General features: G+C 64.2%; 19 protein-coding genes and 1 pseudogene. 6 read left to right on the top strand and 14 right to left on the bottom strand.

All coding sequences use genetic code 11. The features are described 5' to 3' along the window. Positions 1 to 9 precede the first annotated feature (9 nt). The 5 genes and pseudogenes from IDH44_RS15730 to IDH44_RS26630 form a co-directional block, all read right to left on the bottom strand. Positions 10 to 528 (bottom strand): tripartite tricarboxylate transporter TctB family protein, encoded by a 519-nt coding sequence (locus tag IDH44_RS15730; protein WP_190919243.1) that lies wholly within the window; start codon positions 526 to 528, stop codon positions 10 to 12. Positions 529 to 570: 42 nt separating this feature from the next. Then, a complete protein-coding gene (locus IDH44_RS15725; protein WP_190919241.1) occupies positions 571 to 1584 on the bottom strand; it encodes a tripartite tricarboxylate transporter substrate binding protein in 1014 nt (337 codons plus the stop codon). A gap of 551 nt (positions 1585 to 2135) precedes the next feature. Next, a complete protein-coding gene (locus IDH44_RS15720) occupies positions 2136 to 2594 on the bottom strand; it encodes a RidA family protein (protein WP_190919239.1) in 459 nt (152 codons plus the stop codon). A 370-nt stretch (positions 2595 to 2964) separates the two neighbouring features. Next, positions 2965 to 4686 (bottom strand): glycoside hydrolase 43 family protein, encoded by a 1722-nt coding sequence (locus IDH44_RS15715; protein WP_397326791.1) that lies wholly within the window; start codon positions 4684 to 4686, stop codon positions 2965 to 2967. A 93-nt stretch (positions 4687 to 4779) separates the two neighbouring features. Then, positions 4780 to 5376: pseudogene (locus IDH44_RS26630) on the bottom strand (rhamnogalacturonan acetylesterase); the annotation flags it as partial. A 456-nt stretch (positions 5377 to 5832) separates the two neighbouring features. Here IDH44_RS26630 and IDH44_RS15710 point away from each other — a divergent pair. Continuing rightward, the gene (locus IDH44_RS15710; RefSeq protein WP_190919236.1) at positions 5833 to 6150 is read left to right on the top strand and encodes a hypothetical protein; all 318 of its coding nucleotides are present in this window, start codon (positions 5833 to 5835) and stop codon (positions 6148 to 6150) included. A gap of 91 nt (positions 6151 to 6241) precedes the next feature. Here IDH44_RS15710 and thpR read toward each other — a convergent pair whose 3' ends face one another. Continuing rightward, entirely contained in the window at positions 6242 to 6880 is a 639-nt protein-coding gene (gene thpR / locus IDH44_RS15705) for an RNA 2',3'-cyclic phosphodiesterase (protein WP_190919234.1), read from the bottom strand. A 70-nt stretch (positions 6881 to 6950) separates the two neighbouring features. Then, on the bottom strand, positions 6951 to 8333 hold the full coding sequence (locus IDH44_RS15700; protein ID WP_190919232.1) for a TolB-like translocation protein: 1383 nt from the start codon (positions 8331 to 8333) through the stop codon (positions 6951 to 6953). A gap of 184 nt (positions 8334 to 8517) precedes the next feature. On the opposite strand from IDH44_RS15700, the gene IDH44_RS15695 reads away from it, so the two are divergent. Next, positions 8518 to 9327: a helix-turn-helix transcriptional regulator gene (locus tag IDH44_RS15695; protein ID WP_190919230.1), complete on the top strand. Its 810-nt coding sequence runs from the start codon at positions 8518 to 8520 to the stop codon at positions 9325 to 9327. A 53-nt stretch (positions 9328 to 9380) separates the two neighbouring features. On the opposite strand, the gene IDH44_RS15690 is transcribed toward IDH44_RS15695, so the two are convergent. From IDH44_RS15690 to IDH44_RS15680, 3 genes are all read right to left on the bottom strand, one after another. Next, a complete protein-coding gene (locus tag IDH44_RS15690) occupies positions 9381 to 11078 on the bottom strand; it encodes a glycoside hydrolase family 2 protein (protein WP_223869732.1) in 1698 nt (565 codons plus the stop codon). Positions 11079 to 11375: 297 nt separating this feature from the next. Then, entirely contained in the window at positions 11376 to 12323 is a 948-nt protein-coding gene (locus tag IDH44_RS15685) for an ArsR/SmtB family transcription factor (RefSeq protein WP_190919225.1), read from the bottom strand. 34 nt (positions 12324 to 12357) lie between these two features. After that, a complete protein-coding gene (locus IDH44_RS15680; protein WP_190919224.1) occupies positions 12358 to 12849 on the bottom strand; it encodes a MarR family winged helix-turn-helix transcriptional regulator in 492 nt (163 codons plus the stop codon). A gap of 228 nt (positions 12850 to 13077) precedes the next feature. On the opposite strand from IDH44_RS15680, the gene IDH44_RS15675 reads away from it, so the two are divergent. Beyond that, on the top strand, positions 13078 to 14286 hold the full coding sequence (locus IDH44_RS15675) for an FAD-dependent oxidoreductase (protein ID WP_190919222.1): 1209 nt from the start codon (positions 13078 to 13080) through the stop codon (positions 14284 to 14286). Positions 14287 to 14289: 3 nt separating this feature from the next. On the opposite strand, the gene IDH44_RS15670 is transcribed toward IDH44_RS15675, so the two are convergent. Then, positions 14290 to 14661: a hypothetical protein gene (locus IDH44_RS15670; protein ID WP_190919221.1), complete on the bottom strand. Its 372-nt coding sequence runs from the start codon at positions 14659 to 14661 to the stop codon at positions 14290 to 14292. A gap of 251 nt (positions 14662 to 14912) precedes the next feature. Here IDH44_RS15670 and IDH44_RS15665 point away from each other — a divergent pair, with 251 nt between their 5' ends. Then, entirely contained in the window at positions 14913 to 15737 is an 825-nt protein-coding gene (locus IDH44_RS15665) for an IclR family transcriptional regulator (RefSeq protein ID WP_190919219.1), read from the top strand. Here the strand turns inward: IDH44_RS15665 and IDH44_RS15660 are convergent. Then, positions 15725 to 16540: a helix-turn-helix domain-containing protein gene (locus tag IDH44_RS15660; protein ID WP_190919217.1), complete on the bottom strand. Its 816-nt coding sequence runs from the start codon at positions 16538 to 16540 to the stop codon at positions 15725 to 15727. The two genes, IDH44_RS15665 and IDH44_RS15660, sit on opposite strands and share 13 nt — an antisense overlap. Before the next feature lie 185 nt (positions 16541 to 16725). Here IDH44_RS15660 and IDH44_RS15655 point away from each other — a divergent pair, with 185 nt between their 5' ends. Both IDH44_RS15655 and IDH44_RS15650 read left to right on the top strand, forming a co-directional pair. After that, on the top strand, positions 16726 to 18603 hold the full coding sequence (locus tag IDH44_RS15655; protein WP_190919216.1) for an FAD-dependent oxidoreductase: 1878 nt from the start codon (positions 16726 to 16728) through the stop codon (positions 18601 to 18603). 48 nt (positions 18604 to 18651) lie between these two features. After that, positions 18652 to 18825, top strand: a complete 174-nt coding sequence (locus tag IDH44_RS15650; protein WP_190919214.1) for a hypothetical protein — start codon at positions 18652 to 18654, stop codon at positions 18823 to 18825. Positions 18826 to 19169: 344 nt separating this feature from the next. Here the strand turns inward: IDH44_RS15650 and IDH44_RS15645 are convergent, their stop codons facing one another. Together IDH44_RS15645 and IDH44_RS15640 are read right to left on the bottom strand one after the other, a co-directional pair. Beyond that, entirely contained in the window at positions 19170 to 21527 is a 2358-nt protein-coding gene (locus IDH44_RS15645) for a sialidase family protein (RefSeq protein ID WP_190919213.1), read from the bottom strand. A gap of 179 nt (positions 21528 to 21706) precedes the next feature. After that, the gene (locus tag IDH44_RS15640) at positions 21707 to 22552 is read right to left on the bottom strand and encodes a carbohydrate ABC transporter permease (RefSeq protein ID WP_190919211.1); all 846 of its coding nucleotides are present in this window, start codon (positions 22550 to 22552) and stop codon (positions 21707 to 21709) included. Between the last annotated feature and the right edge of the window lie 4 nt (positions 22553 to 22556).

Below are 22556 nucleotides of genomic sequence, written 5' to 3'. Positions count from 1 at the left end.
TATCCCCTCCTATCCCAATAAGCCGCCAGGTATCGTCAGACTCAGCACCTGAACAAATACATAATAGACCGCCGCAGTCGTGATGATCGAAGTCACCGCGAACACGACATAACGCCGCTCCGACCGATCGCTGAGCACGATGAATTGGAAGAACAAATAAATAGCCGTCATGATCAGAAAGCCGATCGTCTCCCATAGCGCGACATACAGCAAAATCAACATAAACGTGTACAACACCTTGCGGTAATCGGACGGCGGCGCGGCACTTTCCGCTTCTTCGCCCTCGACCCCGGCAGCCGGCGAAGCGGCTGGGGCGGACTTCGAAGCGCCGGTCACAAGCCTCTTGGTCGCGCCGATGAGGACGGCGATACAGGCGACAAGCAACCCCGCGCCGGCCAGCTTCGGGAGCAGATCGGACCCATACGGCATGGCGGAATTTTGTGGAATATTAAAGGACAGACCGAGATAGATGATCGCAATCACTGCTAGCGCACCGGAGAAAATGATATCCCCGTACCGGTTAAGCATGGATATCCCTCCCTTCAATCCCGCTCTTCATCTTGCCCGTCCTCATTGCTCCTGGTAGGATTCAAACAATTGCTTGTACTTTTCGAACAAGGCGATCGAATCCTCCGGATTGCGATAATTCGGCGTCAGATATAATCCCTCGGCGCGCTCCGCGAACGCCGGACCGGCCGTCACCTTCTCCAGGGCTGAAGTAAACACGTCGACGATCTCGTCCGGCGTCTCTTTCGGGAAAGCGAAGTAATAAAATTTAGGCAGGACAAAATCTACGCCTTGCTCCTGCAGGGTCGGAATATCCTGCAGCTTGTCATAACGCTGCTCGCCGAGCACGACCAGACTGTTGAATTCGCCGCTTTCGACATAGTCCTTGGCAACCCCCAGCGGAGACTGAATAAAATCAACATGGCCGCCGGCCAACGAAGCAATCGCGGCATTAACGCCGCCCACATCAACCAATTGCAAGTCGACCCCGCGCTGCTGCTCAATATACTCGCCCAGTAACTGCGTGTAGGTGCCCATCTCGACGCCGAACTTGAGCTTTCCTGGATTCTCCTCGGCGTAGGTCATCATCGCTTCGAAGCTTTCAAATTTGCTGCTCGACACGAGGGCGACCGAATTGACATCCATCGCAATCCCGGCTTGCTTGAACGCATCCATGCCATAGTCGGCCACACCCATGACTTCATTGAGGATCGTGCCTTCGTTGTAGAAGCTGACCTTGTAGCCGTCCGGCTCCGCATCCTTGACCTGACGCGTGCCAAGCGTCCCTCCTGCGCCGTTGACATTGACGACGACAAGTGAAACGCCGAGTTCTTCGTGCAAGTACTGGCTAACCAGCCTCGCCGCGACGTCCGTCCCGCCCCCCGCGCCAGCGGGCACAATGACTTCAATCGTTTTTTTGGGATAATCGGCAGTATGCTCCGCATTGTTAGCTTGAGACTCGACATTTTCGGCGGATGAATTGGAGTTGCCTCCGCATCCGGCCAGCAGCACCGTCATGAGAATTGCCGCAAGCAAACCAAAGACTATCTTTTTCGTATCCAGCGATTTGTATTGCATCGTAATGTCCCCTCTCCAATTTAAAAAACGCTTTCATTCATAAACCGAGTCGCACCGCCATAAGACAAGTCACACCATCATTTGACCATAAAATTCATAAGTCAATCCAAAATTATCATAAATCGATCTGATTAATTCTAAAAACCCACAAAAAGATCAAAATACCACCCTTTCCACTTCTACTTTTTAATTTTATGGTCATAAGTTGACGTCTTTTATACTAACGGAAGCGCTTCACTCTGTCAACCGCCACTTGCTGGATGACGCTCCCGCACATCCGATGATCTGCGGTCGCTTCAGGTTGCCCAAAAATTACCTGTGCAATCCGCAAAATTTCGGCCACGGGCCGACATGCCGTGTGGCTGCTGCTTGCGCCGCGCGGCCATAACAAGTTAAACAATCCCACATATTCCTTTTTTTAAAAAAAGCCCCGCCCGGACGCCAAAAATGGCGTGAGGCAGGGCGGGGCCAGCGAGGCTGGCAGATCAGCGATACTGGCGAGGCCGACAAGGCCAGCGACGCCGACGTGGTCAGCGACGCCGGCGCTTCGATCAGTCCTCCAGCTCGACGACCATCTCGATCTCGACCGAGACGCCGCCGGGCAGCGCCGCGACGCCGACTGCGGCGCGGGCATGCGGCAGCGCTTCGCCGAAGATGCCGTTGAGCATCGTCGTGGCCGCGTTGATGACCTGCGGCTGGCCCGTAAAGGCCGGATCGCTCGCAACATAGCCGTTCACCTTGACTACCCGCTTGATCCGGTCCAGACCGGTCAGATCGCGCAGTGCGGCGAGCAGGTTGAGCGTGCATACTTCGGCCGCTTTTTGCGCCTCTTCGACGCTCACGGTGGAGCCGACGATGCCTTTATATTGCGGGACGCCGTCCACGGTCGGCGTCTGGCCGGACAGGAACACCAGGTTGCCGGAGACCACGCCAGCGGCAAAAGGCAGCTGCAGCGGCGACGGGCCGGGAAGTTCAATGTTCAATTCCTTCAAACATTCGGTAAGATTCATGTTGGTTTCCTCCTTCGGTTGCTTGACCACCACCCAGCATACCGAATCGGCTCCCCGCCTGTCAAACGCGCCACCGCCAACGCGCCGCCACTCGTCCATGCTCATCCCTGCTCGAGACATGCCCGTTCACAGCCTCGCAACGAAAAAGCGAGATTCAATTTAGCTGCGTCTGTTACTTTTGAAATCGGCCGCCGCGCCCGGGCATAATAAGGATAGACACGGAGCACGGAGAGGGTGGCGCATGAAAATCCTGACTGGAGCGGATGCAACAGCCCGAAGGGCCGCGGCATCCGGATTCGGATGCCGCGGCCCTTCGGGCTGTTTGGACTGTTTCGGGATGTAAAGCAATGCAAGATGCTTGGCTGCGCGACTAGCCGCTGACGCGGAACCACGCAAAGTCGGCATGGCCCTGGTGCGACGCCGGACTCTCGCCTGCGGCGAACAGACCGAGCTTGGCCCCGACCCAGTGCCCTTCCGTCGCCTGGAAGGGCGGCGCGTCCCCGCTGCAACGCAGGAAGCGCTCGTCCTCAAGCGCATAGGCGAATGCGCAAGCGGCGCCGGCGCTTACCTCGACGCGCAAGGTCGCCTGCGCAGCCGGCACGTCCGTCGACCACAGCACGCGCTCGCCGTCCGCATCGCCCTCGGCCAGGATCAGCTCGACTCCGCTGCCGTCCGCCTTCGACCGCAGCCCCGCATAGGCGTAGCGGTAGCCGAACACGATCAGTCCCGCCCGCTGCCCGGGACGCAAGGCTGACGCATCCAGCTTCGTCTCCGCGCAGAAGACCTCCGCGGGGAACTTCTGCAGCAGCAGGTGCGGCGCGTGGTAGAGCCCGGTCGTCGCGGCGACGGCTTCGACAGCTTCCGTGCGGGCCACCGGCTCGCCGGATGGGCGCCCGGTAGCGGGCGCCCCGAGGACGGATGGATCGCCGCTGGCCGCCCCTGCCTCCGTGCCGCTGCTCGCCGGGCTGCCCGCGGCGGTCGCGCCTACCTCCTCCGGCACAGCCGCAACGGTCAGCCGCAGGCGGCTCGGATCGCGCAGCAGCGCGTACCAGTGCGGCTGCGGATTGGCCTGCCACTGCCACTGCAGCCCGAACGCTGGCCCGTCGAAGGCATCCGAGTCATCCGGACACTGCGTCGGGTACGTCCGCCCCACGTTCGGCTTGGTATGGCGCAGTACAGGCTCGCCGACGGCTGCGCCGGCTATCGCCTCACCAGCCGCCTCCTCGACGCCCCGGACCACAGCGGACGTACCCATCCGCGGCCAGCCATCTACCCATCGCATCGGCTGCAAGTGGACGATGCGGCCGTAGACGCCTTTGTCCTGGAAGTGCAGGAACCACGACTCCCCCGAGTCCAGCTCCACATAGCCGCCCTGATGCGGTCCGTTGACCGGCGTGTCGCCTTGCTGCAGCACGATCCGGTCCTCGTACGGACCGTAGATCGACGTGGACCGCAGCACCGTCTGCCATCCCGTCGCGACGCCGCCGGCCGGGGCGAAGATGTAATAGTAACCGTCCCGCTTGTACAGCTTGGGACCCTCCAGCGTCGGATGATGCTCGGTCCCGTCATAGATAATCGGACCGTCGTCCAGCAGCCGCTTGCCGTCCGGCGCCATCCGGCACAGCCGCAGCTTGTGCTTGATGCCGCTGCGACTCTTGGCGAAGGCGTGCACCAGATACGCCTGGCCGTCGTCGTCCCACAGCGGACACGGATCGATCAGCCCCTTGCCCGCCTGCACGAGGTGCAGCGGCGTCCATTCCCCGGCCGGGTCCTCGGCCGTGCTCATGAAGATGCCGACGTCCGGATCGCCGTAGAATACCCAATACTTGCCGGCGTGGAAGCGCAGCGCCGGCGCCCATACGCCGCCGCCGTGCTGCGGCCGCTCATAGCCGGGCAGCGTCATGTGCGGCAGGACATGATTGATCAGCGTCCAGTTGACCAGATCCTTGGCATGCAGGATCGGCAGACCCGGCAGATGCCCGAAACTTGAAGCCGTCATATAGAAGTCCTCGCCGACACGGATCACGTCCAGGTCGGAATAATCCGCGTGCAGCACCGGATTGACATATGTACCGTCTCCTTGATCTGATATCCATGCGCGTGGTGATGCGGACGGGCGCAAATAAGCGCGCAGTCCGAGCTGCGAGGCGCGAATGCCTTCGGCGACCAGACCTGCGATCGCCGCTGCGCCGCGCAGGCTAAAGTGGGTATTGTCCGCCACGCCCTCCGGGTAATTGACGCTCTCCCGGGGACGCAGCCACATGAACAGCGCCTTGGACGCCTCTTCGCCTAGCGACTGGTACAATTCCCGGCTGCTGATCGCCAGATCGATGACCGCCACCTCCAGATCCTCCCCCAGCGTACGGACCGCCTGCGCATAGCCGCCATGCGTGTCCGCAGCGCGCCCGGCGACGAAGCGCCTGCGCTCGACCGGCGTCAGCAGCACCGGCGTCGCATCGGCCGCCCGCGCAATCTCAATATAGCGGGTCAGATGCTGCTTGAATGTGGTCTCCGGCTCTGTGTGACGCGACGGATCTTCGCGCTTCTCGTCGTTATGTCCGAATTGGATGAATAGATAATCGCCTGCCCGGAGTCCGGCCGTGACCGGCTCCATGCGGCCCTCGGCCAGGAAGCTCTTCGAGCTGCGTCCCGAGGCCGCCTCGTTGACGACCTCGACCCGGTCGTCCAAATACCGGCCCAACGCTTGTCCCCACCCGGCGCGCGGCGCGGCGTCCTCCCCGTAACCGGAAACGGTCGAATCTCCGATCAGAAATAGCTGCATCGCTTATGCTCCTTTCGCTGTCTTTTCGCTGTCTGCAAGTCGTACGCTGCGGCGGCTTCCGGCGACAGCCTGATGCCATGCCCGAATCGGCAAGGCTTTCGCCTTCCGATAGCCTTGCAGCTTTGTCACTGGAGTCTCTATCATCACTATCATCGTACCGCAAATACAGCTCGGAATGTTGAAATATTGCTCCTGACCGGTTTTTTTATTTTTCTTGCGCCCGAGGACAAAGAATGCAAAAAAAGGAGCGATTCGGCACGTGAACCGCTACCCGTCGCCCGTTCCATACGCTACGATGATAAAAAAGCGAAAAGGAGCGTGCTCCCCATGATGCCTGGCCTCAATCTCTACGTCCGCGCCAGCGCAACCGGTGCAGCAAAGGATTGTCAGCTGCCGGCGCAAGAAGCGGGCGCCTGCTGCCGGTGCGCCCGATGAGCGGCACGCTGCCGCGTCAACTTGCATAGCTTCATGCTGCTGCGCAGCGGCATGGTGACGGCTGAAGGGTACTATGTGCCATTCGAGGCGGCGTTGCCGCATGCGGTCTTCTCGGTGAGCCAAAGCGTCACCTCCGCCGCGGTCGGCATCGCGATCGGCGAAGGATTGCTGATGCTGGACGACCGCATTGCCGATACGATGCTGGGGAGAGACGAGCACCAGCTCATTCTGGAGGCCTTCTGGGACAGCCTGTATCCTGCGCTGGGCGAGCTGCATACGCCTGCACACGAGCTGCTGCTCGTCGGGACGTGCGCGGCCGAGACCCCGCAACCGAATTAAGCGTACGCTGCCGCCCCCCACACGCGTCCCAGGGTCAGCTAGCGCACCCGCTCCGCTGCCGCGGTCAGACACGCATCGCCGCCACTGGCAGCTAGACGCGCGGACGCAGCGGCAGCCCAAGCACCGGCGCGTAGGCCGGCCGACGGCCGAAATGCGTCTGCAGCAGCACCGCCTCCCGCGCCTCCCACTCTACTCCGAGCGCTTCCCGCGCCTCCTGCTCCTCCTGCATAGCCGCCACGTCGGCAGCCGTCGTGCCCTGCGAGCGCCGCGCCGCGGTCAGATGCGGGCGGAACGGCCGCGTCTCCGGCTCGAAGCCAAGCGGCGCGAGTGCCTGCCACAACTCGCCGTGCAGCGCGCCCAGCCCCTCGGAGGCGGCGACGCCCGCCCACAGGATGGCAGGGCGCTGCGGCGGACCGAACGTCCCCCAGCCCGTGACGCGCACTTCGAACGCAGCCGTGGCGCAGACATAGCCATCCAGCGTCTCCCGCACGGCGGCCGCCCGCGGCAGCGGTAGATCGCCCAGAAAAGCAAGCGTAATATGGAAGTCCTGCGGATGCGTCCACTTGGCGAAGCGCCAGTCACGCTGCCGCGCCGCCGCCGCTTCGGCCAGACGCGCACGGGCAGCTGCGTCGGGCGCGAGACCGATGAAATAGCGAATACGATCCACGTGCTCCTCGCGGTCCTGGACGTTCATGCGGTTCATGCGCTCCTTACGTTCCTCGTGCTTCACTTGGGTCAACTCCTTTTCACCAGTATACCCATCTGCATCGCGGTTGACATCCACAGCTCCAGCTGCTTGATTAGCGGCGCAACCCCCGCTGCCTCGGCATCTCCGCCACATAGATGGCGCGCACGCCCTCGTGCGTGGAGTCAAAGGAGACGCGCGCACCGGACCGACTCCAGCGCGGATGCAGATCGCAGCGATAGTCCCCGTCCGCGACCGGGTCCGAGTAGCAGGACGCGAATCGGACGCCCGCACGGGCAGCAGGCTCGTACACATACAAGTGACGGTACCCGCGCTCGTCGGGATAGCTATCGTACAGCACGCGGGCGCCGTCCGGCGAATAGCTGCAATGCCCGTCGCGCAGGAAGAACGCCGGGTCCACCTGCACGCAGTGTCCGGTGCGGTCCTGCAGCACGTACAGCCCGTCCTGCGCGGCTGTCTCCTCCACATCCTCCGCCGCGCCCGGCTCCCGCTCGATCCGCATGTCGCCTGCTGCGCGCGACGCGGGACCCGGCGTGCCCGCGGACACCTGGGCGCGGGGCAGCGCCGCATGAATCAGCAGATGTGCGGGATCGCGCCAATAATAGTGGGAGGCGTACCCGTAGCCGGCGAGCAGGCAGAGATCCGTCCCGTCGGCATTGGCCGTGACGATCGCCGTCCCCCAGCTCCCGCCGGCCGTCAACGGCTCGTGCCGCACCAGACAGACGAAGCGGCTGCCGTCCGGGTTGAAGGTCACGTGATTCACGAGCAGCCGTGCGCCAGGCGCGTGTCGCGCGGCGCCAGTCAGCTCGGCGAGCCGGGCCAAAGAGAGCACGAGCTGCTCCGCGCCGGTCTCCAGATCGATCCGGAAGATGCCATCGCAAGCTGGCGCCGTCTCGGCGACATGCGGATCGCGCAGCCCGGCGTAGCCGTACCCCGGCCTAAAATTGTACATACGGGCAAAGTCGACGCTCAGCGCCCAACGCCCGCATGGATCGACATTGGCAATCGGTCGCCCGAAGCGCCGCAGCTCGCCGTTGTCCAACCGTAGCATCGCGCCGACTGCACGATCCGGCGCCGTCCGCATATTGAACAGCACGCGGCCGGACGGGTCCTGCGGGTGCCACTGCAGCATCGCGCCCTGTTGGAAGTTCCAGGCCGTCGTCACGGCCAGCCGGGTGAAGACGCCCTTCTCCACGTCCAAGACGCCCAGCTCGGCCTCGTCCCCAGGCTGGGGCAGCCGATCGAAGAAACGCACGCGGTGACACAGGTGCAGGCGATCATCTCCGCTCCAGGCGGGCGTGTCGTAGTAGCCATAAAAATAATGATAATCGTCCAGTGGTGAGATCCGGGTGAGACGCGCAACGCCTCCTTCGTCCGGCTGAGCGGTGCGAGGCGGCGCAGCCCGCGCAATGCGTGAGGAGAGTATGTCGTCAGCTGCTGTCCCGACGCCCGGTCCATCCGGCAAGTACCTGTTCATCAGTTCGTGCCCCTTTCGGATTCCCTCTTCCCTTCCATTATAGAAGAGTCCGTTTGGACACGACATTGACAATCGGCTCGCCTTTTTGTATATTCGGATCACCTTTTGGATCACCTTATGACTCATACAGCGATTGTACCTTGCATGGCCAGGATCGGAGCGACACGGACAGGGGGCGGGCACGATGGAAGCATGGCTTCAGGAGCTGGAGGGGCATTACGTGGTCGGTCTGACCGGCGAGCCCTATCGGGAGGTGGCCTTCTACGCGCGTCCGCCCGGATGGGAGATGGAGGCTCATCTCCATGAGTGGTATCAGCTCATCTTCGTAGCGGACGGCAGTCTCGAGCTGACCACGGGCGGGCGCCGGCATCTGCTCGGACGCGGCCAATGCGCGCTGATCCCGCCCGGCTGCATCCACGCCCTGCGCACGCCGGCAGGCTACAGGCAGATCGGGATCAATCTGCGCGCATGCCGGGATGCGCGCGGGATCGTCGAGATGCTGGACGCGCACGCGCGGACGTTCGCCATCCTGGAGCGGCCCCAGTGGCATGAGGCCGGCGAGCTGCTCTGGCAGGAGGGCCGCGCGCTCTCCCCCCGCTCGCGGCTCCAGCTGGTGCATACGCTCGACGGCCTCCTGCTGTCCGCGACCGAGCCCGAGCCTGCGCCGGGGCGCGCCGACCCTTTCCAGCAGGCGCTGGTTGCCGCTCTGCGCGCACGCCTCGCCGCGCCGCCCGCGCTGGAGGAGCTGTGCGCGGCGATGCGCATGAGCGGCGCCCACCTGGAACGGCGATGCCGCCAGTGCTTCGGCTGCGGCGTGATCGCGCTATTCAATCGGATCCGGCTGGACGAGGCATGCCTGCTGCTGCGCACCTCCACAGATCCCGTGGAGACGATCGGACGCCGCCTCGGCTTTTACGACGCTGCGCATTTCTCGCGATTCTTCAAGCGCAAGCTCGGGCTCAGCCCGCTGCACTATCGCAAGCGCCGATCCTAAAAAAATCCCCCTTCTCGCTTCCCGCGCGGGGAAGAAAGAAGGGGAATTGAGGCTTAGCCCTCGACGATTGCCCGAATCTGCTCGAGCGGCAGCTTGGGCTGACGGTCGTAGGTGAGCAGGCCGTTGATCTCCTGCTCGACGTCAGTGAGCTGGGTGTAGCAGAAGCCCTGGAGCACCGGCGCGCGCCGCACCGGCTCGATGACATCGGCCAGCCGCCGGGCGAAGTCCTCCTCGTCCTGGGCGCCGGAGTAGCCCCAGCCCTCCCACTCGCTCTTCTTGAAGGCAATGCCGCCGAATTCCGTCAGCAGCACCGGCTGGCCCTCGTCCGGATAGCCCGGCACGAGCACCCAGCGGTTGCTCGGCCGCGCCTGCAGCGCCCGCTCGCGCTCGGCGTAGCGCGCCTCCAGCACTTCGCGCTGCCAGGCGTAGTCGTGGATCGTGATCAGATCGGTGCGGGTATGCTCCCAGCCGTCGTTGGAGACGACCGGACGCGTCGGATCGAGCGACTTGGTCAGATGGTACATCGCCAGCGCATGCTGCTCCTGCTGCGGATCGTTGCAGATGTTGACGACGCCCCAGCTCTCGTTGAGCGGCACCCAGGCGACGAGGCACGGATGGTTGTAGTCGCGCTCGACCGCCTCGATCCACTCCCGCGTCACGCGTCCGGCATATTCTTCGGTGAAGTGGTACGCATTGGCCATCTCGCCCCAGACGAGCAGGCCGAGCCGGTCCGCCCAGTACAGGTAGCGCGGGTCCTCGATCTTCTGATGCTTGCGCGCGCCGTTGAAGCCCATCGCCTTGGTGAGCTCGACGTCGCGGCGCAGCGCCTCGTCGTCCGGCGCCGTCAGCAGCCCGGTCGGGAAGTAGCCCTGATCGAGCACGAGCCGCATCGGATACGGTCGATTGTTGAGCTGCAGCACGCCGTCCTGGATCGACACCTTGCGCATGCCGAAGTAGCTCGCGACCCGATCGACCTCCGCGCCCTCGACCCGGAGTGTCAACGTGATATCGTACAGGTGCGGATGCTCCGGCGTCCACCAGCGGCCATGGCTGTGATCGTTGAAGTCATGGATGCCCAGCGCCCGCGTCACGGTCGGCTGCGCGAGCGCGATCGCGTCCTCGGCCACCGTCTCGCCCGCGTACGCGATTGTCACGTGGAGCGAGGCCTTGCTCGCCGCCCCCAGCCCTTCGATCCAGGCCTGGAGCCGCAGCTCATTGCGATCGATGTCCGGGGTGAGCCGGATGCGGCCGATGCTGACGGGCGCCACCGGCTCCAGCCAGACGCTCTGCCAGATGCCCGTCGTACGCGTGTAGAAGATCCCCTTGGAGTGCTCCTTCCAGTACTGCTTGCCGCGCGGCAGCGTGACGTCCTGGCTGTAATCGAGCGCCCGGACGACGACCGTCTGCTCGCCGCCTGTGTTCAGCGCGTTCGTGATATCCGCCCGGAACGGCGTATGCCCGCCCTCATGCGTCGCGACGAGCGTGCCGTTGACCCACACCTTGGCCTCGTAGTCCACCGCGCCGAAGTGCAGCAGCAGCCGCTTGCCGGCATAATCGGCCGGGACCGAGAAGCTGCGGCGGTACCACACGATGTCGTGAAAGGACGGGTCGCCGATCCCGCTCAGCTCGCTCTGAAAGGTATATGGCACTTCGATCCGCTGCGGCAGCGCATGCGCCCCGCCCTGCCAGCCCTCCCGCTCTCCGGCGTCGGCATCGTCGAAGGCAAATTCCCACGTGCCGTTGAGCGTCATCCAGTCCTCGCGGACGAACTGCGGGCGCGGATATTCGTTTCGCGGCGTTTGATCGGTCCCGCCGGCTTGCCCGTTTTCCTTGCCGTGTCCGGGTTGCGTTTCCAATTGACTCATCGTATTTCGCTCCTTATCGGCTAAATATACGGCGATGCTAAATACATAGCCATGGTAATTTTTAATACAATATTATTGAATCATTAAGCCCGATTTTAGCTGATTTCCGCTTTATCGTCAATAATTTTGTATTAAAAAGCGCGTAATCGCAAATAAAAGCCTTTAACTACAATATAATTGTAATTAAAGGCTTTTTCCTTCCGATTCGAGCGAATAAAACACCTTCAGCACAATGTCCTGCTCGCAATCCCCGAACTGCCGGCCGAACAGGCTGATGCCGCCCTGATGCAGGGCGTCCGGCTTGACGCCGAGCCGCAGTCGAAGGCTGGGCCGGCGGCGCAGCGCCAGCTCGTCCACCGTCACGGCCGAGACCGGCTGCATGTCGAGCGTCGCGGCGCTGCCGTCGACACGCCACGTCTTGAGCACGCCGTATTGCGTCGAGCCGTCCGGCCACCAGGCGGGATTGAGCCGGCCGCGCCGATCGCCGAAGTCGCCGGGACACGTCCATGTGCCGATCTCGACGCCGTTGATCCACATCGTGATGTCCGACGGCCAGTCGGGGTCGTAGCTGGGCGCCTCCGCGCACAGCTCCATCGACACCTCCAGCGCCTCGATCCGGGCCTCGAGCGGGATCTCCAGCGGCAGCAAGTATTCGAGGTAGCCCTTGCGCAGCCAGATCAGCTGCGCCGCGACGTGCTTGGGGTGGTAGAAGCTCGCCGGCTCGTCATGCCGCACGAGCAAGCCGTCCGCACCCGCCATGCCGCAGGTCGGTTGGACCTCGCAGTCGCTGTAGTGGCCGATCGGCATTTCCATCTCATACTTGGCGAGCCCCTGCCTGGGGGCGCTCTTGCCGGCGTTGAGCACGATATGCACGTCGTCGTAATTGCGGCTGCACATCTTCATCGCGCCGCGCGAGGCCGGCTGCAGCTCGGTATTGATGAGCCCGGCCGTCTCCAGCACCTTGACATTATTGGCGACCGTGGAGACAGGCAGGCCTAGCGCCTCGGCCATCTCCATAATATTGAGGCTCTTCGTGCTCAGCAGCTGGAGCATGTCGACGCGCGCCCGCGTGGACAGGGCGTGCGCGACCGTCACCAGCCGCTCGGGATCACGAAAGCTCAGCTCCAGCATATCCCTTCCTCGCTCTCTTCGTTCATTCGACGCGTCAGCGACGCGCCTCCGGGTCGGCTCCCGCATCGGCGGCGCGCAGCTGAGCGGCCTGCCCTTGCAGGATGCGGCGCGCGCGCGTCATGTAATCGAGCATCGCCTCCAGCTCGCGCGCGCTGTATCGGCCGTACAGCTCCCCCATTGCCGCGCCGAGCGGCCCGAAGATCTCGCCGAGCGCGCCGAGCCGCTCCGGCAGCGGTACGGCGCACACGACACGCAGGTCGGACGGATCCTTGACCCGCTTGATGTACCCGGCCTTCTCCAGACGATTGAGCACGCCGGTGATCGCCCCGGTCGTCAGCCCGCTCCACTGCGCCAGCTGGCCGGCCGTCGCCTTGCCGCGGCTCAGCACGAATTCCAGGCACTTGTGATCGGTGATGTGCAATCCCAGGCGCGCAGCCGCCGCGTGGTGGAACATGACCGTCTCGGTCGACAGCTGCTTGGACGCCTCGAGCAGCTCGGCGTGCAGGCGGTCAGACTCCCGCTCCATGACCCACCTCCTTGTATCTATCGGCATTATATCATATTTCGACCGAGGTCCAGGAGCCTCCTCCGTCTGCAGACCGTAGCCGTCATCCGATAATGCGTTAAGATAAGAAGGTAAAGCGTGACTCGAGACGATATATCTTAGTCGTTAAGATATATGAAAGACGCAGAGCGGGCCTTCTGTGTATCTTCGAGTCACCAAGACTAGCCCATGCGAAAGGTGGACAAATCAATGAGCGGTACATCAGACAACCAAGCGGCGATCATCGGCTGCGGCATCGCAGGACCAGCAGCGGCGCTGTTCTTGCAACGGGCCGGCTACGCGCCGGTCATCTACGAGGCGGCGCAGGCGCATGACGATTACGCCGGTCTCTTCCTCAATCTCGGGCGCAACGGCATGCGCGTCCTCGACGAGCTCAGGGTGGGCGATACGATCCGCCGGGCCGGCTTCGAAATGCGGCTGATGCGCTTCCGCAGCGGAGCGGGCAAGGCGCTCGGCGAGGTCGGCCGGCTCGGGGGCGAGCCCCAGGGCTGGACCGTGAAGCGCGGCGAGCTGCAGCGCGCGCTGCGGGAGGCGGCCGCGCGCGCCGGCATTCCGATTCGACTCGGGCACAAGCTCGCGAGCGTGCAGACGGGTCGGGAGCGGGCGCTCATGACCTTTGCGGACGGCTCGCATGCCGGCGCGCGTCTGATCGTCGGCTGCGACGGCATTCATTCCGCCCTGCGGCGGCAGGTGCTGCCGGATGCGCCGAGCCCGCAGTATACCGGTCTGATCAGCTTCGGCGGCTTTGCGCAGGACCCCGAGACGCCGTTCGTACCGGGCGTGCAGCAGATGATGTTCGGCCGACGGGCGTTCTTCGGCTATGTCGCGCACGCTTCCGGCGAGGTGTACTGGTTCGGCAACGAGGAGGTCCCCGGCAGCCCGACGCGCCGGGATATGCTGGCGATCCCGCAGGACGAATGGGAGCGCCGGGCGCTGGCGCTGTATGCCGGCGAAGCGCCGCAGGTGGAGCGGATTATCCGCCGCACGGTCGGCGGAATCGGCGCCTTCCCGATCTACGACATGCCGCCGCAGCCCCTCTGGCATCGGGACAATGCGGTGCTGATCGGCGACGCCATCCACGCGATCTCGCCCAATGCCGGACAGGGCGCCTCGCTGGCGCTGGAGGACGCGATGGAGCTGGCCCGTTGTCTGCGCGATCATCCCGCCCCGCAGCAGGCCTTCGCCGCCTTCCAGGCGCTGCGCAGCGCGCGCGTGGAGCGGATCGTCCGCTATTCGCGCACGCTCGGGGCCCGCAAATACGCCCGCAGCCGCGTGCAGGTGTTCTTCCGCGATCTGATGATGCCGCATTTCCTCAAGGCGGCGAACAAGGACGGCCAGACGTGGATCTACGATCACCGGATCGATTGGCAGGAGCCGGCGCCCGCAGCCGGACGGTGAGGCTCATCCCGCAGCGCTCCAGATCTGCAGCGTCAGAATGACGGCGAAGATAAGCAGCTGCGGGACGATCATGCCCAGCAGCTTGCGGTGCATCGTACAGGCGACGAGCAGCGCGGCGAGCACATTGAGGCCCACGAGACCGGCCGGCATGTAAGCGGCGAAGCCGTCGAGACGCAGGAGTCCGGCATAGCCGAGCACCTCGATCGAGCCCACCGCCAACAGCAGCAGCCCGCCTTGCAGCGACATGACCCGGAAGGCGCCGACCAGATTTTCTTCCGCTCCCTGCGCCCGCAAGGCGCGCACCTGCATATTTTCGCCGTAGATTACATGTACCACGCTCATAATGATGAGCAGCAACCCCGCTGCCAGCTTCATTCGAAGCGCCTCCTTTCGCGTGCGCGCATGTCCTTCGCGCAGTAGTCGTCCGATACCGATTATAGCTTATCCTCGGCACGGCGTCTCTTGTTATCTTTTATTCATTTTACAAATTAACCTTCCGTTCTAACGTCGTCATGCAATAAAATTTGAATTTAATTTGCGTATTACAACACAAAAATGTACATTATAGGTATCGCCCAAATTGGCGATCCGAGAGTCACGAGTCGTTTCATTAGAGAGGAAGATGGATGGTGAATACGGAGAAGCCGGCCAAATCGGCGGCCATGCTGACGCAGAGCGTGACGCGTGCGCTCGCGATCCTGTCTTGTTTTTCGGACGAGGAGCCTGAGCTGCGCGTCGCCGACTTTTGCCGCAAGCTCGATCTGACGCAGAGCAACGTCTCGCGTCTGCTGTCGACGATGGTGTCGATCGGCTATGTCAAAAAAGAAGAATCTAGCGGCTACTACCGGCTCGGCACGGAAATCGTGTCGCTCGGCGGCATCGCGCTCAACAATTACGAAATTCGCAAGCAAAGCTTGCCGGAGATGCATGAAATGGAGCGCCGCCTCGGCCTGGACACGAATCTGGCGATCCTCGATGACGATACGATCCTCTATCTCGCCCACGTCGACAGCTACGAGTCGCCGCGCATGTATACGTTCATCGGCCGCCGCAACCCGCTGCACTGCACCGCCATCGGCAAAGTGCTGCTCGCCCACATGGACGAGACTGCGCGCGATCGTCTGCTGGGTCGGATCGAGATGTACGCCTACACCGACAAAACCGTCACCGATCAAAACGTCCTGCTGGAGCAGCTCGCCGCCTGCAAAAGACGCGGCTATGCCATCGAGCTGGAGGAACTCGCGCTGGGGCGGGCCTGCCTGGCTGCTCCGATCTTCGACAAGTCCGGCAAGATCGCAGCCGGCATCAGCGTGTCGGGCTCGCTCTCCAAAATGAACCTGGCCGGCCGCGAGCAGGAGCTGGCTGCCGCGTTGATCGAGCTCGCCGGTCGCGTCTCGATGAAGATGGGGCACGTGACCGTTCATATGAACCGCACTCCTCACAGCCGATGATGCTTGCGGTACGCCGAAGGACTAAGACCGGCGTGCCGGGTGAAGACGCGGCTCAGGGAGTAGCCGCTCTCATAGCCGCATTCGGCGGCGATCGCCTCCAGCGTCCAATCGCTCTCCAGCAGCAGCGCCTTCGCCTTGTGCAGCCGCAGCGCCGTCAAGTAATGCAGCGGCGGCAGCCGATAGGCGGCCTTGAAGCGCCGGATGAGCTGCACGTGGGTCAAGCCGAGCCGGGCTGATAGCGCCTTCAGCGAGACCCGCTCCCCGGCATGTCGCCGCAGCCAGTGGGCCGCCTCTTCCATCAGCGGGTCCTCCGACGGGCCCGCTTGCTCGCCGGCTCGCTCGAGCCGCTGGCCGAGCATGAGCCACAGATCGAGCAGATAGTGACGCTTGAGCGACGTCATTTCCGGCTCCAGCTCGCCCTCCTCCCGGTCCGGCAGCGCTTGGAGCATGCGCAGCGCCCGCCAATTCTCCAGCAGCCTCACTGTAGAGGGCAGATGCAGCCGCGGCTGCTCGCGCAGCGCCGTCGCAGCGCCCGCCTCCGGCGCCTCCAGCGTGAAGGTCACCGCGTGGAAGCTCGCCGGCTCGACGATCCGGCGATGGAAGGGCGTGCCCGGCGGACATATCACCAGATCCCCCGCGCCGGCGCGGCCGTGCTGGTCCCCGATCCGATACTCGATCACGCCCTCCTCCATTGCAAAAAACACCCAGGTCGCAGAGGTGTCCTGCGCATACAAAAATTTCGACTTGCCTTCCCAGTAGCGGTGCGTCCGCCACTCCGGCATTTCGACTGCTTCCCTTGCCATCCCGCCCCCCCTCCCGCTCGTCTATTTCGATCGTCCATTCCGCTCGTCCTTTCCGGTCGACACACGCCGCCGCAAATATGAAATTTCGGACATGAAGACGATAAAATTCGCTATCCTATGCCAATAACGACCTCTGCTATGCTTGTAATTACAGCCATCATAGCACGCAAAGGAGCGCGAAGTCCATGAATCCACTTATCCAGTCAAACGCCATACCTGCCGCCGGAGCGAGCCCGGCGCGTCCCCTGGATCCCGGCACCACCCAAGCGCTGGAAGCGCAAGTGCTCGTCGCCGGCGGCGGCATGACCGGCGTCGCTACGGCGCTGGCGGCGGCGCGGGGCGGCGCGTCCGTCATCCTTTGCCAGGACCGTCCGGTGCTCGGCGGCAATGCCTCCTCCGAAATCCGCATGAACGTCTCCGGCGCCTCGATCAAGGGCACGCCGCTGGCCAGCGAGCGCCGGGAGAGCGGCATCATCGAGGAGATCATGCTGGAGTGCTCAGTGCGCAATCCGCAGCGCAGCGCCAGCATGCTCGACCTGATCCTCTACGAGAAGTGCCGAGCCGAGCCCGGTCTGACGCTGCTGCTCAACACGACCGTCACCGACGTGCGCATGGACGGCGACCGTATCGCCTCCGTCTACGCGGCGCGGGAGAGCACCGAGGACCGCTTCCTGCTCACAGCCGACCTCTATGCCGACTGCACCGGGGACGGGCGGCTCGGCTACGAGGCGGGCGCCGCCTTCACGACCGGCCGCGAAGCCGAGGAGGAATACGGCGAGCCCGCTGCCGGGCCCAATCGCGACAGCCATCGCCTCGGCTCGTCGCTGCTCTTCCAGACGCGAGACATGGGACGGCCGATGCCGTTCGAGGCGCCGCCGTGGGCACGTCGCTTCACCGAAGAGGACCTGCGCTTGCGCGAGCACAGCAAATGGGAATACGGCTACTGGTGGGTCGAGTTCGGCGGCATGCGCGATACGATCAAGGACAACGAAGCGATCCGCGACGAGCTGCTGGCGATCATGCTCGGCGTCTGGGATCACATCAAGAACAGCGGCCATCATCCGGAATCGGCGAACTGGGCGCTCGACTGGTTCGGCTTCGTCCCGGGCAAGCGCGAATCGCGGCGCTTCCTCGGCCGGCATGTGCTGACCCAGCGCGACCTGGAGGAGGCCGAACCGTTTGCGGACACCGTCGCCTACGGCGGCTGGCCGCTGGACACGCATCCGCCGCAGGGCATCGACGCCGCCGGCGAGGAGCCGGCGAAGCAGCCGTATGCGCCGTACCTGTACAGCATCCCGCTCGGCGCAATGATCAGCCGTAATGTCGCCAATCTGACGTTCGCCGGGCGCAACCTGTCGGCGACGCATATCGCCTTTTCCAGCACCCGCGTCATGGCCACCTGCGCCGCGATGGGCGAGGGGCTCGGCACCTTCGCCGCGCTGGCCGCCGCTGCGGGCCTGCCGCCTGGGCGAGCCTCGCAGGATGCCGCGCTGATCCGCCGCACCCAGCAGCGCCTGCTGCGCCAGGGCGCCTATCTGCCCGGCCACGCGCTGGAGGGCAATCTCGGGCGGCTGGCGCAGGTGCGGGCCTCGTCGGAGCAGCCGGACGGCCCGGCGGCCAACGTCGTCAGCGGTCACACCCGCGCGGTGCACGGACCGCACGGCGCCCGTCCCGAGCTGGCCCCGCCGGGCACGCATCGCTGGATGGCCGCCCCGGACGACCCGAGCCCGTGGCTCGAGCTGACCTGGCCGGAGCCGGTCGACGTGCGCGGCATCACCGTCGTCCTCGACACCGGTCTGCACCGGCGGCTGATGCTGTGCCACCTCGACGCCCTGCAGGAGGAGATGGGCTGGGGCCGGCCGCAGCCGGAGGCGCTGCGCGCCTGGCGGCTCGTCGCCGAGACGGCCGACGGCACGACGCGCACGATCGCCGAGGTGCAGGGCAACTACCAGCGGATGCGACGGTTCGAGGCGGAGCTGCGCGGACTGCGCCGCCTGCGGCTCGAGGCGCTGGAGACCAACGGCCTCGATCACGCCCGTGTGGTCGAGCTGTTTTGCGAGTAACTGCAGCGTCCAGGCTCGCGTGTCGGCACAGGTCTCCGTGAAGCGCAGATGAGGACACGCAGATGGCCGCGCAATCCCAGACGAACGAAGCGGGTAGGTGCAGCCTGGCAGCAGCGGGCGGATCAGAGCGAGGCGGACTGGCGCGACGGGACAAGCGCGCGCCTGCCCGGAGCGAGATGGACGGAGACGTGCTCGTCTGTAACGGTCATCAGCGGCGCTTAGCCGGGGGTTGAGTCCGATACGAGGCCAATAACCGATGCTAAGCGTTCCCTATGACCGTTACAACGTGAAGGAAGCTAAAAAACGGCGCTAAGCGGCTCCCATGTCCATTAGAGCTGGTCTGCGCCCACTCGTGGATCAATTCGCGAAGCAGGCAGGCCGCATGGCTCCGCTCGCGTCATGTGCCAACTGCATGAACCAGGAACCGCTAACTGGACGACAGCCGCTCCCGCACGCAATACGCGTCCGGGAGCGGTTGATTTGCAAGTTTCCTTTAAAAGGCACCGCATCCGTTCATAAACGAACGGACACGGTGCCTCCTTCAATTGGTCCCCATTATCGTCTCACTAGAATGAAAAGCTCTCCCGCACCGTCAGCTCGTCGAAATAAGCGGTGCCGACCGAGGCCCCCGTGCTGTTGAGCCGCAGGTCTGCGAACGAAGGCGCGGCATGGCGGAAGGCGTAATCCGCAGCCGCCAGCACACCGTCCACGTACAGATCGAACGTCTGCGCCTCCAGGTTCGCGACCACCTCGACCTCGTACCACGTATCGGCGCTGTAGGCCGCGACATCAGACTTGGTCCCGCCGTCGTACGTATAGAGCTGACCGCTGCCGTCCAGCGCCACTGTAATGGCATTCACGCCCGCGGCATCGCGCAGGCTGAAGCCGAATACGCCGCCCGACGCGTCCGCCATCACCCGATAGGCCGCCGTCACCTCGTCCGTCGTCGTCGGATTAAAGGCGCGCACCGCATCGACCAGCGCGCCCGTACTGCCGTCGCTGAGCGCCAGACTCCGGTCGCCGCCGCCCGGCACATCCTCCACCGTCACCGTGCCGCCTGCCGTGCCGACAGACCAGGCCGCAGGCGCCGCGCCCGTCGCATTGTCTCCAAAGTCCGCCATCACGGCGAAGCTGCGCTTGACCGACACATCGTCGAAGTACGCCGCACCGGTCGAAGCGCCCGTACTATTGATGCGCACGCTCGCCAGCTCGCTCGCGCCGCTGCGGAAGCCGTACCCCGCCGCCGCCGGGACCCCGTCTACGTACAGGTCGAACGTCTGCATCTCCAGATTGGCGACCGCCTCGATCTCGTACCACGTATCGGCGCTGTAGGCCGCGACGTTCGTCTTGGTCCCGCCATTATACGTGTAGAGCTGACCGCTCCCGTCCAGCGCCACCGTGATGGCATTCACGCCCGCGGCATCGCGCAGACTGAACCCGAATACGCCGCCCGACGCGTCCGCCAGCACCCGATAGGCCGCCGTCACCTCGGTCGCAGTGGTGACCGTGAACGGGCGGATCGCCTCTACGAGCGTACTTGCGCTCCCGTCGCTCAGCGCCAGACTCCGGTCGCCCGCGCCCGGCACATCCGCCACCGTCACCGTGCCGCCCGCCGTACCGACTGTCCACTGCCCGGGCGGGCTGCCGATCGGCTCGCCGTCGAGGCCGTCCTGCCAGTAGCCCGGATCCTCGATCGGCACGAGCAGCTCCAGCAATTCCTCCCATTCGTACTCCAGGCGCACGATGCTGCGCACCGTGCTGGCGGCGCCGGGCTTGTACGTGACCACATTGAAGTACGTCTCGCCCAGCGCCTCCTGGAAGTACGGCTCCGCATAGTACGCATCGACGATGGAGCGGTCGAGCTCGACGGCGCTTACCAGCTCCAGCGTGTCCGGGTCCAGTTCATATAGCGTCAGCACGCCGTCGCCGCCCTGGACATTGCGGCACAGCAAGTAGTAGCCGCCGTCCTGTACGAACAGCTTGGGCCGCCCGATCTGCCCGATCAGGCCGGGATACTCGGCCGACAGGTCGCGCGCGTCCAGCAGATCGAACGCCGCATCCGTCTTGAACAGCTTCGTGCTGCCTGCGGCGTCGCCGCGCGCGGCGATGATGTAGGTGCTCCCATACTTCTCCAGCGCGCTCTCATTGAAGCTATAGCCGAGCGCTGTATTCAGATTCTTGAGATGGCTCCACGTCGCCCCGTCGTCGCTCGACTTCAGCATATGGACCGCGCGCGGGCTGCCCAGCTCGGGGAAGGACATCGCCAGCATGTATACATCGCTGCCGTCGACGTAATCGTCGAACGTGTAGCCGTATTCGTAGCCGCCGACTGCCGGCAGCGCGCCCGCAGAGGCGAACGTATCGCCGTCGTCGCCAGAAGCGAATACGCGCACGCCGAGCCGATCCTTGGTGCCGCCTTGTTGCCAATCGACGTAGTTGACGAGCGTGCCGCCAGGCATCTGCACCAGCTCGGGATTCTGATTGACGACCGCAGCTGTGCTGTCCGTCGCCGTCACGCTGACGACGGTCCCGGTCGCCGGGTTGAATACCATCGTCTCCAGCAGCGCGCTGCTGTCATGACTGTGCTGATCGCCGCGCTTGTACGAGATGACGACGCGGCTGTCGTCGACCTTGACGATGGTCGGGAATGCCAGGAACGTCTTCGACGCCAGCGCGTCGCCGTCCGCGAGCACCTGCTCGTGCTTGTACGTCGGCGTCGGCGCCGCATCCGCCGCAGGCGCCGACGCCGCGAAGACCGCGCAGCCCAGCGCCGCCGTCAGGAGCGCCCAGCCCAGCCTTCGGCCTTGCGCCCCTAGCCCGAGCTTCGGCTCCCGAAGACGTACGCGCATCTCCAGAGCGGCATCCTCCCATTCGCCTCGTCCTGCATTCGACCGGTTCGTTGCCTTCGTCCATGTCTCGTTCATCCTGCGCCCTCCTCATGTAATGGTCGCCCGGCTTGCCTGCCGCATCCCGGCGGTCCGCTTGCCCAGCGTGATTTTGATCACACGGCTTGTCTTGCGCGCGCCGGCGATCCGCTTCCCCGTATTGCTTTGAATACCCGACTTGCCCGCGATTACATTGGCCGCTGGCCGCTCCGGAGCCGCTACCCCTTGAGCGAGCCGACCATGACGCCCTTGATGAAGAAGCGCTGGAACGCCAGGAAGAAGATCAGCATCGGAATGAATGCCACCGTGGCCCCGGCCATTGCCAGACCGAGATTGAGCGAGGCGACGCCCTTGGCCAGCTTGGCGATCGCCACCGGCAGCGTCAGCATGATGTCGCGGTCGATCACGACCAGCTGCCACAGGTATTCGTTCCAGACCGCGACGAAGGCGAAGATGCCGATCGATCCGATCGCCGGCAGCGCAATCGGCACGACGATGCTGGAGAAGATGCGCAGCTCGCCCGCACCGTCCATCTTGGCCGCGTCGAGCAGCTCACTCGGAATCGACTGCATGAATTGCTTCATCAGGAACACGCCGAACGGATACGCGATGAACGGCATGATCAGTCCGGCGTAGGTATTGACCCAGCCGAGCTTGGCGATCAACAGATAGAGCGGGATCAGCATGACCTGATTGGGCAGCATCATCGTGATCAGCATCGTCCAGAAGAGCAGATTCTTGCCCGGAAACGACTTCTTGCCGAAGGCGTAGCCCGCCAGGCTGCTCGTGACGAGCGTGCCCAGCGTCGCCGCCAGCGCCATGAACAGGCTGTTCCACAGCCAGCGCAGCGTCGGATTGTCCAGCAGCAATTGCTTGTAATTGTCCCAGGTGATCGTCGTCGGGAACCAGTCCGGCGGGATCTCGATCGTGTCCGTGAGCACCTTGAGCGAGCCGGTCAGCATCCAGTACAGCGGCATGAGCTGGACCGCCGCCAGCAGGCAGACGATCAGCAGGCCGAGCCCGCCCGCGATGCGCTCGGCCGGGGTGCGTTGTAGATTGTCCATATGT

The organism is Paenibacillus sabuli, from assembly GCF_014705605.1.
Classification (GTDB): domain Bacteria; phylum Bacillota; class Bacilli; order Paenibacillales; family Paenibacillaceae; genus Paenibacillus_D; species Paenibacillus_D sabuli.
Note: the sequence above shows the minus strand (reverse complement) of the source record. Positions and strands in the feature narration are given on the sequence as shown.